This window comes from Streptosporangium sp. NPDC006007 (genome assembly GCF_040614315.1).
Taxonomy (GTDB): Bacteria; Actinomycetota; Actinomycetes; order Streptosporangiales; family Streptosporangiaceae; genus Streptosporangium.
In genome coordinates this window covers 157,609-172,407 of the sequence record NZ_JBEXUG010000005.1, presented here as the reverse complement: position 1 = coordinate 172,407, position 14,799 = coordinate 157,609, and the positions used below count along the sequence as shown (strand labels likewise).

General features: G+C 67.0%; 16 protein-coding genes. 7 read left to right on the top strand and 9 right to left on the bottom strand.

Annotation, left to right across the window (positions count from 1 at the left end; genetic code table 11):
- Positions 1 to 301 precede the first annotated feature (301 nt).
- From ABZ194_RS06440 to ABZ194_RS06425, 4 genes are all read left to right on the top strand, one after another.
- Positions 302 to 1,687 (top strand): HAMP domain-containing sensor histidine kinase, encoded by a 1,386-nt coding sequence (locus tag ABZ194_RS06440; RefSeq protein WP_355592993.1) that lies wholly within the window; start codon positions 302 to 304, stop codon positions 1,685 to 1,687.
- Positions 1,641 to 2,090, top strand: coding sequence for a carotenoid oxygenase family protein (locus tag ABZ194_RS06435; protein ID WP_355592990.1), 450 nt, complete (start codon positions 1,641 to 1,643; stop codon positions 2,088 to 2,090). The genes ABZ194_RS06440 and ABZ194_RS06435 overlap by 47 nt, the downstream gene beginning before the upstream one ends.
- Positions 2,091 to 2,354: 264 nt before the next feature.
- Positions 2,355 to 2,618 carry a hypothetical protein gene (locus ABZ194_RS06430; RefSeq protein WP_355592988.1) on the top strand — a complete coding sequence of 88 codons (264 nt, stop codon included), beginning with the start codon at positions 2,355 to 2,357 and terminating at the stop codon, positions 2,616 to 2,618.
- A complete protein-coding gene (locus tag ABZ194_RS06425; protein ID WP_355592986.1) occupies positions 2,615 to 3,763 on the top strand; it encodes a hypothetical protein in 1,149 nt (382 codons plus the stop codon). The genes ABZ194_RS06430 and ABZ194_RS06425 overlap by 4 nt, the downstream gene beginning before the upstream one ends.
- A 98-nt stretch (positions 3,764 to 3,861) precedes the next feature.
- Here ABZ194_RS06425 and ABZ194_RS06420 read toward each other — a convergent pair whose 3' ends face one another.
- Together ABZ194_RS06420 and ABZ194_RS06415 are read right to left on the bottom strand one after the other, a co-directional pair.
- On the bottom strand, positions 3,862 to 4,074 hold the full coding sequence (locus tag ABZ194_RS06420; protein ID WP_355592985.1) for a DUF397 domain-containing protein: 213 nt from the start codon (positions 4,072 to 4,074) through the stop codon (positions 3,862 to 3,864).
- A complete protein-coding gene (locus ABZ194_RS06415) occupies positions 4,062 to 4,889 on the bottom strand; it encodes a helix-turn-helix transcriptional regulator (protein ID WP_355592983.1) in 828 nt (275 codons plus the stop codon). The genes ABZ194_RS06420 and ABZ194_RS06415 overlap by 13 nt, the downstream gene beginning before the upstream one ends.
- A 151-nt stretch (positions 4,890 to 5,040) precedes the next feature.
- On the opposite strand from ABZ194_RS06415, the gene ABZ194_RS06410 reads away from it, so the two are divergent.
- Positions 5,041 to 5,493, top strand: coding sequence for an ATP-binding protein (locus ABZ194_RS06410; protein WP_355592981.1), 453 nt, complete (start codon positions 5,041 to 5,043; stop codon positions 5,491 to 5,493).
- A gap of 262 nt (positions 5,494 to 5,755) precedes the next feature.
- On the opposite strand, the gene ABZ194_RS06405 is transcribed toward ABZ194_RS06410, so the two are convergent.
- The gene (locus ABZ194_RS06405) at positions 5,756 to 5,917 is read right to left on the bottom strand and encodes a hypothetical protein (protein WP_355592979.1); all 162 of its coding nucleotides are present in this window, start codon (positions 5,915 to 5,917) and stop codon (positions 5,756 to 5,758) included.
- Positions 5,918 to 5,986: 69 nt separating this feature from the next.
- Complete coding sequence (locus tag ABZ194_RS06400; RefSeq protein WP_355592977.1) at positions 5,987 to 6,169, bottom strand: hypothetical protein; 183 nt, start codon at positions 6,167 to 6,169, stop codon at positions 5,987 to 5,989.
- A gap of 54 nt (positions 6,170 to 6,223) precedes the next feature.
- Between ABZ194_RS06400 and ABZ194_RS06395 the strand changes: the two genes are divergently transcribed.
- A complete protein-coding gene (locus ABZ194_RS06395) occupies positions 6,224 to 7,456 on the top strand; it encodes a transposase (RefSeq protein ID WP_355592975.1) in 1,233 nt (410 codons plus the stop codon).
- On the opposite strand, the gene ABZ194_RS06390 is transcribed toward ABZ194_RS06395, so the two are convergent.
- The 3 genes from ABZ194_RS06390 to ABZ194_RS06380 form a co-directional block, all read right to left on the bottom strand.
- Positions 7,453 to 7,752, bottom strand: coding sequence for a DUF262 domain-containing protein (locus ABZ194_RS06390; RefSeq protein WP_355592973.1), 300 nt, complete (start codon positions 7,750 to 7,752; stop codon positions 7,453 to 7,455). The two genes, ABZ194_RS06395 and ABZ194_RS06390, sit on opposite strands and share 4 nt — an antisense overlap.
- 115 nt (positions 7,753 to 7,867) lie before the next feature.
- The gene (locus ABZ194_RS06385; RefSeq protein WP_355592971.1) at positions 7,868 to 10,066 is read right to left on the bottom strand and encodes a DUF262 domain-containing protein; all 2,199 of its coding nucleotides are present in this window, start codon (positions 10,064 to 10,066) and stop codon (positions 7,868 to 7,870) included.
- 177 nt (positions 10,067 to 10,243) lie between these two features.
- Positions 10,244 to 10,942, bottom strand: coding sequence for a TetR/AcrR family transcriptional regulator (locus tag ABZ194_RS06380; protein ID WP_355592968.1), 699 nt, complete (start codon positions 10,940 to 10,942; stop codon positions 10,244 to 10,246).
- A gap of 249 nt (positions 10,943 to 11,191) precedes the next feature.
- Between ABZ194_RS06380 and ABZ194_RS06375 the strand changes: the two genes are divergently transcribed.
- Entirely contained in the window at positions 11,192 to 12,121 is a 930-nt protein-coding gene (locus tag ABZ194_RS06375) for an NAD-dependent epimerase/dehydratase family protein (protein WP_355592966.1), read from the top strand.
- Positions 12,122 to 12,154: 33 nt separating this feature from the next.
- Here ABZ194_RS06375 and ABZ194_RS06370 read toward each other — a convergent pair whose 3' ends face one another.
- Complete coding sequence (locus ABZ194_RS06370) at positions 12,155 to 13,165, bottom strand: acetamidase/formamidase family protein (RefSeq protein ID WP_355592964.1); 1,011 nt, start codon at positions 13,163 to 13,165, stop codon at positions 12,155 to 12,157.
- 208 nt (positions 13,166 to 13,373) lie between these two features.
- Positions 13,374 to 14,765 (bottom strand): APC family permease, encoded by a 1,392-nt coding sequence (locus ABZ194_RS06365; protein ID WP_355592962.1) that lies wholly within the window; start codon positions 14,763 to 14,765, stop codon positions 13,374 to 13,376.
- Between the last annotated feature and the right edge of the window lie 34 nt (positions 14,766 to 14,799).

Genomic DNA, 14,799 nt, shown 5'->3' with positions numbered 1-14,799 from the left:
CACGCGTCCGACGGCCGCCCACAAGGCGACCACGTCCCTCACCCGACCGCGCCCACCGCGAAACCCGCGTGCGGCGCGGTCGAGTCATATCCGAATCAATGCGGTTGGTTGTGGAACCCCGCGGAAGGGCCCGGCTGCCGAGTCCGCGGCGAGCATGATCAGCTCGTCCCTGTGCCTCCTTCGCCATGAAATGGGCATTCCATGTGTTCCAGCTGACGTTTACGCGGCTTTGGTCGTAAGTCTCCCCAGGAGCGGTAAGAAGTCGTCAGGGGGTGCGTCCGGTCGTGAGGGGAGAATCACGGTGAGCACGTGGCATCGGTGCTCCATCAGGGGCCGCTTGACCGTGGTGGCCGGTGCCGTCATGGCGCTGCTCTGTACCGCCGTCGCGGTGTTCGCCCTGGTAACGGTACGGGAGGCCGCCGTTGAGTATCGGACGAGACAACTCGTCGCCCAGGCCGTGGACATGGGCAAGCAGATACGCCAGAGCGGCGTATCCCCGCAGCTGCCGTCGGGTGCGCCCAACGAGGCGGTTCAGGTGTTCGACCCGGCCGGCACGCTGGTCGCCGCCACCTCGGGCTTCTTGGCGCGCGAGCCGCCGATAACCAACCTTCGCCCCGATGTCGACTCTTATGCGGTTGCACGGTTGTGTGACCTTCGTGCGTTCCCCGGCCAGTGCAAGATCGTGATCTCTTACCCCCTGCACAAGGCCAGCGGCGTGTGGTGGCTCAACATGGCCGTCGCCGATGTTCCCTGGTACGTGGGCCCTCAGCTGCTGATCCCGCTCGCCGCCTGCTGGCTCCTGCTGGTCGGGGCGACCACGGTGGGCACCTACCGGACCGTGAGCAAGACCCTGGAGCCGGTGGGCGCGATCAGCGGCAAGCTCGCCCAGATCACCGCGAGTGATCTCGGCCACCGGGTGCCGGTCCCGAAGTACCAGGACGAGTTGCGCGACCTCGCCGAGATCGCGAACAAGACCCTGGACCGGGCCCAGTCGGCGGTCGAACAGCAGCTGCGGTTCGCCTCGGACGCCTCCCACGATCTGCGCAGCCCGCTGGCCGCCATGCGCGTGCAGATCGAGGAGGCACTCATGTACCCGCGGGAGGCCAACTGGCCGCGAACGGCGAACGCACTGCTGAGCAGTGTGGAACGGCTTCAGGACCTGGTCACCGACCTGTTGCAGATCGCCCGGCTGGACGCCGGCATCAGCGGCCGGCGCGACCCCGTCAACCTGACCGGCCTCGTGACATTCGAGCTGGACCGGCGGCCACGCCGGGTCGCGGTGATCCGCCACCTCACCCCCGGCGTGATGATGAACGGGGAGCGGATCGGCCTGACCCGGCTGCTGAACAACCTGCTGGACAACGCCGAACGCCACGCCGACTCCGCCATCACGGTCACCCTCACGCTCGAATCGGATACGGCGGTGCTGAAGGTGTCCGACGACGGCGAGGGCATCGCCCCTGACCAGCGGGAGGCCGTCTTTCAGCGGTTCACCCGCCTGGAGGCCTCCCGCATAAAGGACACCGGCGGCACGGGGCTCGGCCTGCCGATCGCCCGGCAGATCGCCGAAACCCACGGCGGCACCCTCACCATCGAAGACAGCCCCCGCGGCGCACGGCTCGTGCTGCGCCTGCCCGGCTATGCCGCACCCCCCACGGATCACGCTCGCCTGCCGGCGGAGGTATGACCTCGGGGACCCCCGGACCGCGACCCGCCGCTGGCGGCAACTGCGGAAAGTCCGGGAAACGGCGTCCGCCGCGCGGCGCTGCAGCGGCAGCGAGGGCCGGCTCGGCCGGGCCGGTCGCCTGCTGTACACGGTCTTCGACGACGCGGTGGTCAAGTACGACACCGAGACCGGCGTGGGACAGGTCAAGGAGGTCGGCGGCAGGCCGGGCGAGGCGATCTTCGTGCCCGCGGCCGGTGCCGAGACGGAGGACGGCGGCTGGCTGCTGTCGATCGTCACCGACCACTCGGGGGACGGCTCGCGGCTGCTCGTCCTGGACGCGGCCGGCCTGGACCTCGTCGCCTCGGTACGGCTCCCGCGCCGCGTCCCGTCCGGTTTCCACGGTTCCTGGATGGCCGACCGCTGAGGCGCGTTCCGGCCGCTGCGCACCGAATCTCTGGTGTTATGTCACGGTCCGGTGGAGCCGGCGGCGTCTGCCGGGCTTGTCGCGTAATAATTTGCTGTGGCGAATGAATCCCCCAGTCCAAATGAGAGCGAAACCCGGCGGACGCTCGTCGAGCACGACCTGAAACTGGCGGGATGGGACCGCGACCAGCTCGTCGACGAATGAGACCTGGTTCTACGAGATCGCCCCCCCGACGGGCGCAAGGGTTACAGCAAGACCAAGCCCATGCGGGACGAGGAGTTCGACGAGTGCATCGCCTGGTGGGGTGGGCGCGAGCGCGAGAACCGCGAGGAGAACGAGCGCGCCTGGCGGGTTCCGTTCGCCGACATCATGGCGGGTGGTTACAACCTCGACCTGACCAACCCCGACACCGGAGACGACCTCGCCCACCGATCTCCTCAGGAACTGATCGCCGACCTTGTCGCCACCGAACGGGAAATCCTGGGTCTTCTCGAAGGGCTCGCAGCGGAGCTTGAGGTGTCGAAGTGAGCCGCTATCCAATGCGTCCACTCGGGGTGGCGATCTCTCAGGCGTCCGGTTCAACAGAAGTTGATCCCGATGGGAAGTATCCCATCGCGGGGATTTACAGTTTTGGTCGTGGTCTAATCAAAAGGCCTGATATTCAAGGATTTGAGACCGCATATCAGCGGTTGACTCCGCTGAAGGCCGGTCAGCTCGTGATGAGCAAGCTGAACGCATGGGAGGGCGCCATTGCCCTTGTGTCGTCAGAGTTCGACGGAAGCCATGTGTCTCCCGAGTATCCGGTGTTCAACATTAACGAGTTGGAAGCTGATGCCAGATATGTCGGATATCTGGTGACTTGGCCAGAGCTTTGGGAAAGGCTTACCCCGCGTGGTTCCATGGTCCGCCGGAAGCGGACAGCTCCGCAAGCTTTGATGGATCTCGAAGTTCCGCTTCCTGATCTCGATGAGCAGTGCCGTATTGCTGATCGATTGGACGTCGCCTTCGTTAATTTAAGGCGCGTTGATATTCTCCGAGATCATATGCGTCGAACCAGTGCTGCGGCCTTCGAATCTCTTCTTGTCTCGGTGTCCGGCGATAATACACCTAGAGTTTCGATCGCTGAAGTTTTGCGAGCTGAGCGCACCTCGATTGAGGTTGACCCAGACAGTCCATATCGGGCTCTTGGACTTCGATCATTTGGAAAGGGAACTATTCGATATGCTCCCGCCCCTGGTGCTGAACTAAGCAAGCTGCGTTACTTCACATTCCTTGAGGATGCTCTTGTTCTCAGTAACATCAAGGCATGGGAAGGTGCCATAAGCGTCACTGTGGCCGAGGATCTTGAATGTGTAGCATCGAATCGCTTCCTTTTTTATCTGCCACGCGACTCCAGGGTGAATATTGGATTCGTTCGTTACTACCTGCTCACGAGGGCTGGGCTCATCGATGTGGGTGCTTGCTCGCCAGGTATGGCGGATCGCAATCGAACCCTTGGCGTCAAGGCGTTCGAGCGGCTGCGCATCCCTCTGCCCGAGCGTGCGGTACAGGACCATGTCGTCCAAGTGCTCGACGGAGTCATGGACAGTCTCGCAAAAACAACTGCTGCGGACGAGTGTGCCGCAGCGTTGAGAACGTCCTTGTTGAACGCAGCTTTTAGCGGTCAAATCTGACCTTGCCGGTTACTCTCGCTTATGAGCGTTCCCGGTTATGAACTGCAAGGAAGGTCCTCGCTATGCTGAGGACCTTCCTTGAGATAGTGGTGAATTTACTAGTCGAACTCGCCGCTCTTTACCCCCGCGATGAAGGTGCTCCACTCAGTGGGGGCGAAGATCAGTGTTGGGCCGGCGGAGTCCTTGCTGTCGCGGAGACCCCGGTGTCCGCTGGACAGTTCGGCGACCTCAACACAGTCGCCGCCATCGGGCCCCGACAGGGTGGACTTCCGCCATGTGGCCGTGTCGAGTTCCTGGATCAGCTCGTCCATCGCTGCAGCGTCTCCTTGATCAATTCTAGGGACTCGCGCTTGGACAGTGCTTCGGAGCGAATCCCTTCGTATCTGTATGTTAGAACGCTGACGTCTTCTGGCCGCTCCGTCACCCGGCTCATTACTCCGGCGGACTCGACGTATGCCGTATCGAACACTCCCTGTGTTTGTGCGATAGCGAATCCACCGCCAAGACCGGTCGTGGAGCAGGCGCTAAGCGGAAGAACCTGGATGGTGACTCGGGAAGTTCGGCCGACTTCGAGGAGGTGGGTGAGCTGTGCCGCCATCACGGCAGGACTGCCGATCGGGCGATGGAGAACCGCCTCGTCGATAACCGCCCAGAACAAGGGGGGCACGGCGCGTTTAAGAATGGCCTGACGTTCTATGCGGGCGGTTACCTGGTCCTCGATCTGTTCGGGCGTCACGCCAATCTCACCGCTCAAGATGGCCCTGGCGTAGTCTTCGGTCTGGAGCAGGCCGGGAACAACCAGTGGCTGCCAGGTGCGGAGAGACTCCGCTGTGGCCTCCACGTCGAGCCATGGCCGGAACCACATGGGGGCCGCCGTGTGGCTGACCATCGGCCACAGCCGCACCAACGCCCCTTCCGCTCCCAGCGCCTCGTCGCAGAATCGGGCGAACTCCTCCGAGGGGGACCGCTGTGCGGTCTCGATCATGCTGATCGTCCCGACGGAATAGGGCACGAGTTTCGACAGTTGGATCTGAGACCAGCCTCGGACCTTGCGGAGTCGTCGCAGCTCAAAGCCGAAGAGGGCGGTCGGCGACTCGGATGGATAGAGATCACTTTCCTTTGGCATCTGACCTCCGGGGGAGCTTTTCACCAACGTTTCAGTAAGTTCACTCTGAATCCGTTGATAGCAGCATGAAGTCAATCGACTACTTAATGTAGCTGATCCTTGGCATGGTTGGAAGGCCGGACAGGGACGAATTCTTCGGGTGGGTGAAGCCGTGAGGGTAACGAGCGTGGAGCCGAGGGTTCTCGGGGAGACCGGCCTGGCCGGTGCCCGTATGTCCGTTTCACTGGCGCGCTCCGAGGTGCGCCGGTGGCTCGGGGACGCTCACCCCGCGATCGACGACGTCGTGCTGGCCGTCTCGGAGCTGGTGACGAACGCGATCACGCACTCCGACGTCAGACCGGGTGATCTCATCCGTCTCACCGTCACCGAGGCGAGGGAGTTCGTCGGCGTGGAGGTCACCGATCCGGGGTCGGCGTTCTCCGGCCCTCACGTCCGGGGGGAGCCGAACGCGGAGGACGGCCGGGGTCTGCTGCTCGTTCGTGAGATCTCGCTGGCGTGGGGCGTCCGCGAGCGGGGCTGCGGCCTGGGCCGTACGGTCTGGTGCGCCATCGGGACCGCTCCGCTCTCCACTGACCCGTCCGCTCCCGAACCGGTTTCCGGATAGGGAGACGGACGCGGCCCCGGCCATCGCGCGCCGATCCCGGGGCCGGGCGGCTCCGTCCTCTCTTCGGAGGGGGAGGGAGGCGGTCTTCGGAGGGGGAGGGAGGCGGAGCCGCCGTCGTCCGTCCGGCCTGGGCTTTCCCCCGTAGCCCGGCCGGATCAACCCCCGGCGAGGCACATCCCACCTCGCCGGGGGGCGAACATCCGCCGAGAGCGCTTCGCCGGGGCGGTCCGGCCGCCACCGGAGCCGGGGAGAACCGGCGGGATCAAGAGAGAAAATCGAGTCCGGCGAGTTCGAGGACACGGCGGTGCAGGGTCTCCGAGCGGATGCGCAGGAACTCCGGGTAGTCGTTGCGCATCGCCGCCTCGAAGGCCTCCTCGGTCACCAGGCAACTGGCGAGGTGGGCAAGAATCCTCTCTTTGCCCATCTCGTTGACCGAATCGAAGGGCGCAAGCCTCGGCCTTCAGGCCGAGGTTAGCCCGAGCGGGAGCGCCCACTAGGGCGCGAGCGTGCTTGAGCCTGCGCGTTCGCGTTGTTCGGCCCACCAGGTGTAGGGGACGAGGACGGCTTGGGTTTCGCCGTATTTCTCCACGATGGTGTGTTCCCCGGTCAGGTGTGCCGCTTCGACGCGGCGGCCGAGGCTGTTCCGGAGTTCTCGAACACTCATACGGTTAGTCATGATTCCTTATGGTACCGTGAGGGGTCTTGAACGTTTCCACGAAGGGGGTGTTTTGTGCTGACCGGGCGCCGCTACCGGGCGGAGTTCACCCCCGGCCAGGCCACGTTCGCCGAACAGATCGGCGGCATCTGCCGGTCGGTGTGGAACACCGCGTTGGAACAACGCCGCACCTACCGGCGGCGCGGTGCGTTCATCGGGTACGCCGAGCAGTGTAAACAGCTCGCCGACGCCAAACGGGATTTCGGGTGGCTGTCGGACGCACCTGCTCACGTGCTCCAGCAGACACTCAAAGACCTGGACCAGGCGGTCAAAACTCACGGGGCCTGGAAGGTGCGGTGGCGCTCCCACCGCCGGTGGTCGCCGTCGTTTCGGTTCCCCGACGCCAAACAGATCGTGGTGGAGCGGGTCGGCCGCCGTTGGGGCCGGGCGAAACTGCCGAAACTCGGATGGGTGCGGTTCCGCTGGTCGCGCCCCCTCGGCGGCACCGTGCGCTCAGCCACGATCTCCCGCGACGGGCGACACTGGTTCGTGTCGTTCCTCGTCGAGGACGGACAGACCACCCCGGAGGCGCACCCAGGCCCGGCGGTGGGCATCGACCGGGGTGTGGTGGTCGCCGCCACCACCAGCGATGGGGACTTCCACAACCGGCCGTTCATCACCGCCGGGGAGGCGCAGCGATACCGGCGCCTCCAACAGCAACTCGCCCGCACCCGCAAGGGGAGCAACCGGCGCAAGCTCGTGGTGGCCGAACTGGGCGCGGTCATGCGGCGCATCCGGTGCCGTCGCGCGGACTTCAACGCCCGCACCGCCGCGACGCTCACCGGCCGGTACGGCACGATCGTGCTGGAAAACCTCACAACGAAGAACATGACGGCCGGCGCGAAGGGCACCGTGGAGCAGCCCGGTTCGCGGGTTGCTCAGAAGTCGGGTCTCAACAGAGCGATTTTGGATAAGGGCTGGTACGGGCTGGAACTCGCGGTGAACAACGCGGCCAGGTACACCGGCAGCACGGTGATCAAGGTACCGGCGGCGTACACGTCTCAGACGTGCTCGGCGTGCAGGGTGGTGGAGGCGGCATCGCGTGAGAGCCAAGCGCGGTTCGCCTGCACCTCCTGCGGCCATGTCGAGCACGCCGACGTCAACGCCGCCAAGAACATCAAGGCCGCAGGACTTGCGGTGTCAGGACGTGGAGACCTCGCCGCTGGGCGGTCTGTGAAACGTCAACCACCTCGGCCACGAACGCGGCAGCATGCCGCGTCAGCGGCACGGAGAATCCCGGTCCTTTAGGGCCGGGAGGAAGTCAAATGATGGCCACTTGGTAACGAGTCGACCTCCAGGTCCGCGATCGCCCTCTCACTGGCCAGTTCCTGGTTGCTCTCCCACAGGAGAATGCTGCCGATCGGGTAGTTCCGCGTCACGGAGTCGAGCAGGTTCAGTATCTGCTGGCGTGACCAGACAAAGCCTCGCTGGAACTTGGGCAGTACAACGCGACCCGCGAGGATGTCGCCGGCGACGGTGACCAGTCTCGGTGTCGAGGGCTCCGGGTCACGGGGAAGTTGCCTGCGAGGCGATGAACGCTGCACTGGTTCTCCGGAAAGACGATGGTGGGGCAGACGACTGTGCCAAAGGACGGAAGGCGTGTCCAGGGATCGGTGGCCGCATCGCCCGGATCACGTTTCACCCGTGGCCGGTGGAAGTTCAGCGCTTGATGTCGGTAAGGCCGCGGTTGACGGCCTCTTCGCGGAGGCTCTTCAACGGGATGGCGGCGCCGTCGCGGTCGATTCGCCAGACGTCCCAGCCCGCGCATGCGCTGGTCTTGGCGACCGCCCGGCCAGCCGCCGACAGGGAGTGGAACGGTTCCCCGGTGTCCAGCCTGATCACGCCATCCTGCTCGATGGTGGCGAAGTGGACATCGCCCCTGACCCGTCGGAAGATCTTGGAGCCTGGCGGTATCAGCCCGGTCTCGATGAGATCGCGGAGCCCGACGCGCGAGGTGCGGGGGCGCGGCGGGGTGACCGGCTTGGGGACGGGGATCACGGGCAGCCTGAAGCCGAGTCCGGCCGGGTTCCAGATCTCCTCGCAGAGCAGCCGGTACAGATGTTGCCGCTGCTCGATCTGCTGGACGCCGAACGCCGGGCAGGGCTGGAAGGCCATGTCGAGGCCGGAGGACCTCAGGTAGTTGGTGAACGGTGTGTTTCGCGTCCGGCTCTTGGGGTGCAGGGAGGCGGCGAGCCGGTTCTCGGCGTAGTAATGCTCAAGCTTGCGCTCGTAGGGATCGTCGCGGAAGCTCGCGTTGACGGACTTGGGCAGGAGCAGCAGAGCGCCGAGCCGGTTGCGCCAGTGGTCGAAGTCCCTCTCGGTCTCGACCCTCGCGGCCCGATGACGCTCGAAGTGGTTGGCCCAGATGTGCTCGATCTCGTAGCTGCCCGTCCCGTGGAGGTAGTTGCCCTCCTCGTTCCTGCCCTCGCACTGGCGCTGGACGTGGGCGGTCATGCGGGCGAGCAGGTAGCGGACGACGCGGCGGTTGTTCGGCCGGAGTCCGAAGGAACCCAGCTCCTGGAACCCTGGTTGCGGCAGGGATGCCTCCCGGCCGAGAACCGTGGCGACGTCGCCGGGCGTCCGGCAGATCCGCAGGAGGGGGATCGTCCGATGAACGATCTCGTTGAGGTCGCGACGCTGTACCGGCAGGTTGTTGACGCATCGCCGGACGTAGACCAGGTCGAGGAAGGCGGCGGCCATCGAGCACTTCTCGATGAACACCCGGTCGGGGTCGTCGGGGGAGGCGATGGCGAGCAGCAGGGTGAACTGGTCGTCGATGCCGTTGTAGCCGTTGAAGAAGACCGAGGCGAGGTCGGGCCTGAACCTCTGGCGGGCCCGGAGCATCACGCAGTAGCGCTCGGACATGTGGGTGAGCCTCTTGATGAACTCCCGGGTGCCGGCCTGGCCATCGAGGCCCAGGTGGATCTCGTTGCGCAGGACCCACTCGTGGAAGGCCCGCTCGATCTCGGCGGCGTCGGTGGACGTCTCACCGAGACTCGCGTACTGACTGAGGAGGAATGAGCGGACATAGGAACTGGGCGCGTTGGCCTCGGGGGAGTCGCCCTCGGAGGCCGTGAGACGGGCCAGCATATCGGCCCACGACCTGCCGAGATCGTCGCGTTCCGGTGGGCTGAGCCGCCGGAACAGGTGCCCCTTGAGCAGGTCGACGGGGCTCGGCCGCAGGCCCCGGTCGTTCATGGACACGAAGATCTCGCGCCCGTTCTCCTGGTCGAGGGCCTTGATGCCGACCAGGCACACCCGGTCGAGCAGCCACTGTACGAAGGGCACCAGCGCCTCGTCCCGCAGCGTCTCGGGGAAGTCCTCGTCGATCTCCCTGCTCCGGTCGTGCAGATTGCGCACCGAGACATGCGCGTCGTCGGGCAGGAGAAAGCCGCCGAGACCGTTCCAATCGGTGACGAGGGCGTTGAGCAGCCGCGCGCGGGTGAGCTCCTCGGAGGCCCCGACCTTGAAGCTGCGCCTGCCGTGCCGGGCGGTGTAGGAGAGCCCCTCCAGTTCCTTGGCGTAGATGTTCTCGCCCTGATCGTCCAGCAGTTGCCGGAGATAGATCAGCAGCAGGTGCAGCGTGGTGATCCGCTGCTGGCCGTCGACGAGGAACGTACGGCCCTCGCTCAGGTGATAGACGTAGGGGCCGAGAAAGTAGGGGGAGTAGGCGTTGACCTTGTCGCGTCCGTGCCGGGGGTGCCACTGGGCCAGGAATCGATGGCTGAGGTCTTCGATCAGCGTCCGGACCTCGTCGCGAGTCCAGGTGTATTCCCGCTGGTAGTAGTCCAGTGCGAAGGAATTCTTCTCGAAGAGAGCGCGGACCGTTACGCCTTCGCCGTGAATGGGACTGTCCACCATGAAATCGGAAACGCCTCTCGCCTGCGGGGGTGGCTCACCGAGAGCCAATTTACTCTCAAATATCACACCAGACGCGAAAGCGTTACGAATCTCGTGACTTCCTGTGGAGGAGACAGGCCGGAATCCCCCGCCCTCACGCGGGGGAGGACGTCAGCCTCCTATGGGTTTCCCGGCTCAGCCGGGCAGGCCGAGGAAGCGGGCGTGGCAGTGGGCGGCGTGGTCGAAGGCCGTGCCGGGGTCGAGGATCGCGTTGGTGAACTGGCCGAACAGTTCGAAGCCGATCCAGCCGAACAGGCCGGTCCACACGATCAGGGCGCGTGCCACCACGTCGTCGGGGACCTCGGGCATCATCTCGCGCACCCGGGCCGCGTCCTCGGCGAAGGAGGGGGGCGGGGGCGGGCAGATGTCCGGAGGGTTCAGGGTTCCGGCGTGCCAGGCGTCGGAGATGATCCGGCCGTAGACGACGGTGTCGCGGACCGCGGCGGCGACGGTGTCGGCCGGGGCCCGGTAGCCGGGCACCGGCGAGCCGTACAGCAGGGCGTACTCGTGTGGATGGGCCAGTGCCCAGCCCCGTACGGCATGGCACACCGCCAGCCATCGGCCGGTGTGGTCCTCGCGGGGGCGGGCCGCGTCGGCCTGTTCCACGGCTTCGCCGACGGCGTTGTAGCCGTCGATGATCAGGGCTGTGAGCAGGTCGTCTCGCGACGGGAAGTAGCGGTAGACCGCCGAGGAGACCATTCCCATCTCGCGGGCGACCGCGCGCAGTGAGAGGCCGGCGGCCCCGTCGACGGCCAGCTGACCGCGGGCGATGTCGGTGATCTCGCGGGTCAGCTCGGCCCGGACCCGTTCTCGCGCTGTACGGCTTGAGCTCATGCCGGGACCTTACCAGAGCGCTGTAAATAAAAGAGAGCAGCGCTCTTGACCGGCATCGCTCTTTAGGGAGAGCATTGCTCTCAGAACGGAGCGGCGCTGTCGCTCTGGAGACGTTCCGGTCCGGTGGCGGCGCCGCGGCGCCGGTCGCGGCCGGTCGCCCGGGATCGCCTTCGCCGTCCTCTACGCCGCGCCACGGCCGTTGTGAAACCGGTGAGCGATCGGTGAAAACCAGTGAAAGGAAAGGTTCCGATGGGTAAGCACGTCGTCGCGGGGGCCGGGCAGGTCGGCTCCCAGGTCGCCCGGTTGCTGGCGGAGCAGGGGCACGAGGTCGTCCTGGTCAGCCGGTCGGGCTCCGGGCCCGACCTCCCGGGAGTCCGGAAGGTGGCCGCGGACGCGGCCGACCGGGAGCGGATGGCCCACCTGACCCGGGGGGCCGGCACCCTCTACAACTGCGTCAACCCGTCCTACCACCGCTGGGCGCGGGACTGGCCGCCGCTCGCCGGGTCGCTGCTGGCCGCGGCCGAGACCACCGGCGCCGGCTACGTCATCCTCGGAAACCTCTACGTCTACGCCGCGCCGGATCGTCCGATGCGGGAGGACGACCCGCTCACACCGCCCAGCGTCAAGGGCGCCGTCCGGGTCCGCATGTGGCGGGAGGCGCTGGCCGCGCACGCCGCCGGCCGGGTCCGGGTGACGGAGGTGCGCGGATCCGACTACTTCGGCCCCGGCTGCCGCGACCAGTCGCACCTGGGGGACAGGTTCGTCCCCCGGCTGCTCGGCGGCAGGCCGGTGCGCCATCTCGGCGACCCGGACCTGCCGCACAGCTGGACCTACGTGCCCGACGTGGCCCGCGCCCTCGTGGCGGCCGCCGCCGACGACCGGTCGTGGGGCCGTGCCTGGCACATCCCGACGGGTGAGCCGATGACGGTCCGCCGGATCGCGGACCGGCTGTGCGCGCTCGCCGGGGTCCCGAACCCGGGGGTCAAGGTCATGCCGCACTGGCTGGTCCGTACGGCGGGGGCCTTCTCACCGTTGCTCGGCGAGCTGGAGGAACTGCGCTACCAGTTCGTCCGGCCCTTCGTGCTCGACTCCACCGCCTTCCGGCACACCTTCGGCCTGGCGCCGACCCCGATGGACGAGGCGCTGGCCGCGACGGTCGCCTGGTGGCGCGCGGTGTGACACGGGACGCCCCTCCGGGGTGACGGCCGGGCGTCAGCGCCGGGCCAGATACCGCCGGCCCAGGGCCCGCAGGCGCTCGTGGGCCGACCCGTAGACGTCCGCCCCGCGGAGGCAGGACTTGGGGAGCTTGGCGACCATCGTGTAGTTGCCGTCGCAGACGTTGCCGACCGGAGCCTCGCCGATCTGGCTGACCAGCTGGTAGGCGTCCAGGATGTCCAGGCCGGTGAGCTCGGAGGTCCAGGTGACCAGGTCGTGCTGGCTGATCCGGTACGCGTCCTCCAGCGGGCGCGCCGAACCGGTCGACATCAGGTGGCCGTCGTCCTCCATCCGCGGCCAGGGGGTGACGACGCCCTTGATCAGCCCGACCGCGACCACGGTGTCCATGGCCGCCTCCACGGCCGTTCCGCACACCTCGCCGTGTCCCTGGCGGGCGTGCCCGTCGCCCACCGAGAACAGCCCGCCCTCGACGTTGACCCCGAGGTAGACGGTCACCCCGGCGCGCAGCTCGGGGGTGTCCATGTTGCCGCCGTGGGTGTCCGGGACGATCGTCATGCGGACCTCGGACGCGGCGGGCGCCACCCCGACCGTGCCGTGCATCGGGTCCAGCGGGAGTTCGGCGGTGAAGTCGCTCCTGCGGGCGTGGTAGCGGACCACCCCTCTCTCCACGTCGATGTCGTAGCGCCAGACGACCTCGTCCAGTGGCGGGGCGAGCATGGGCGTGGCATGCGTGCCGGTCAGCGCGCCGAAGTGCGGGAAGGTGGCGGACACCGCCCAGTCCCTGGCCGGGGTGATGGAGACGAAGTGCAGCGCGAGCGTGTCGCCGGGTTCGGCGCCCTCGACGTGGAAGGGGCCGGTGACCGGGTTCAGGAAGGGGAAGTCGCAGACCCGGGACGGCATGTCCTCGACCGAGCGGACCCGGCCGGCGAAGCAGTCCTCGGTGAACATCTCGACGATCGTGCCGGGCCTGATCACGGCCACGGCGGCCCGGCCGCCGAAGGTGTAGCTCAGGTCCCGCGGTGACGGACGGTAGGAGAGGACGTTCACCGGGCGCCCGTCCGGCCGCGGCCCGTCACCGCGCTGAGAAGGGCCGTTCTGGAGAGAGCCGGGGTGAGGAGGGCCGGGGTGAGGCTCTCTTCCACCGTGGGAAGGATGTCGAACATGTCTGTCCTCGTGTGATCTGATGGGCGGGGCGGAGGGGCCGCGCGTTGTGGGAGGCCGCCGGCGGGGATCGTCCGGCGGGGGTCTACGGGGTCTACGGGGTCTCCTGAGGTTCGTTCAGGGTGTGCAGTGTGGGGCGGCGGCCGAGGGCGTAGGAGACGACGAGCAGCACCACGCCGATGCCGAGCCAGGTGAGGCCGAGGGTCTGCGCCGCGATGCCGGCGTTGATCACCACATAGATCAGGATCGCGAAGCCGATCACCGGGGCGATCAGGTGCCGCCACCAGTCGCGGCTGCCCCGCCGCGCGAAGTAGTGGACGACCACCGAGACGTGCAGCGCCAGGAAGGCGGTCATCGCGCCGAAGTTGACCAGCCCGCTGATCAGCGGAATGCCGTCGTCCCTGGTGGTCAGGTAGAGCCCGACGACCAGGGAGACCGCGGCCACGAGCAGGGTGGCGTTGACCGGCACCCGGTGCCTGGGATGGACCTTGGCCAGGAAGGCGGGCAGCTGGTGGTCGCGGGCCATCGCGTACAGCAGGCGCGAGGTCGCCGCCTGGGCGACCAGGGAGTTGGCGAAGCCCCAGGCGATGGCCGTGGCGACGGCGGTCAGGATTCCGAGCCAGTGGCCGCCGGCGAACTCGGCCATGTCGTAGAACGCGGAGCCCGCGGGATCGCCCTTGGTCAGCAGTTCGTGCCTGTCGGGCGTCAGCAGCGCGGCCACCCAGGTCTGCGCGATGAACAGCACGCCCGCCAGCCCCAGCGCGGCGATCATGGACGTGCCGAGCCTGCGGCTGTCCACCCGGCTCTCCTCGGCCAGCATCGAGATGCCGTCGAAGCCGAGGAAGGAGAGCACCGCGATCGAGACCGCGCCGAAGACGAGTGGCCAGGAGAAGGTCGAGGAGTCGAACAGCGGGGTGAGCGCGCCCGACTGGGCCTTGCCCCGGGCCAGCGCGACCAGGCCGACGACGATGAAGATCCCCAGCACGATGAGCTCACCGACCAGCATGATCTTCGTGATCCGCGCGGTCATCCGGATGCCGGCGTGGTTGACGGCCGTGTTGAGCACCACGAACATGATCAGCCAGCCCCAGATCGGGATGACCGGCACGAAGGAGGCCATCGCCGCGCTCGCGATGAGATAGAGCAGCGCGGGCACCAGGACGTAGTCGAGCAGGATCACCCACCCGGCCAGGAAGCCGACGGGCGCCGCGATGCCGCGGCCCGCGTAGGTGTAGACCGATCCGGCCATCGGGAAGGCCCGGGCCATCTGCGCGTAGGACAGCGCGGTGAAGGCCATCGCGATCATGCCGATGACGTACGCGAGCGCGACCATGCCCCCCGAGGCCTGGAAGACCCCGCCGAAGATGCCGAACGGCGCGATCGGGACCATGAAGATCAGGCCGTAGACGAGCAGGTCGGTGAAGCTGAGGGACCTGTGGAGTTCCTGCCGGTAACCGAACTGCTCCAGGGAGGGTTCAGTGGTCATGGACCTGCTCCTCGTAGAGAGTGCTCGTGATCAC

What these genes read in the sequence shown, in the direction of transcription:
- ABZ194_RS06435 (WP_355592990.1), top strand. Translation starts at nt 1,641, where the DNA reads ATGCCGCACCCCCCACGGATCACGCTCGCCTGCCGGCGGAGGTATGAC.
- ABZ194_RS06430 (WP_355592988.1), top strand. Translation starts at nt 2,355, where the DNA reads ATGCGGGACGAGGAGTTCGACGAGTGCATCGCCTGGTGGGGTGGGCGC.
- ABZ194_RS06420 (WP_355592985.1), bottom strand. Translation starts at nt 4,074, where the DNA reads ATGGACGAGCTGATCCAGGAACTCGACACGGCCACATGGCGGAAGTCC.
- ABZ194_RS06415 (WP_355592983.1), bottom strand. Translation starts at nt 4,889, where the DNA reads ATGCCAAAGGAAAGTGATCTCTATCCATCCGAGTCGCCGACCGCCCTC.
- ABZ194_RS06405 (WP_355592979.1), bottom strand. Translation starts at nt 5,917, where the DNA reads ATGGGCAAAGAGAGGATTCTTGCCCACCTCGCCAGTTGCCTGGTGACC.
- ABZ194_RS06400 (WP_355592977.1), bottom strand. Translation starts at nt 6,169, where the DNA reads ATGACTAACCGTATGAGTGTTCGAGAACTCCGGAACAGCCTCGGCCGC.
- ABZ194_RS06380 (WP_355592968.1), bottom strand. Translation starts at nt 10,942, where the DNA reads ATGAGCTCAAGCCGTACAGCGCGAGAACGGGTCCGGGCCGAGCTGACC.
- ABZ194_RS06375 (WP_355592966.1), top strand. Translation starts at nt 11,192, where the DNA reads ATGGGTAAGCACGTCGTCGCGGGGGCCGGGCAGGTCGGCTCCCAGGTC.
- ABZ194_RS06365 (WP_355592962.1), bottom strand. Translation starts at nt 14,765, where the DNA reads ATGACCACTGAACCCTCCCTGGAGCAGTTCGGTTACCGGCAGGAACTC.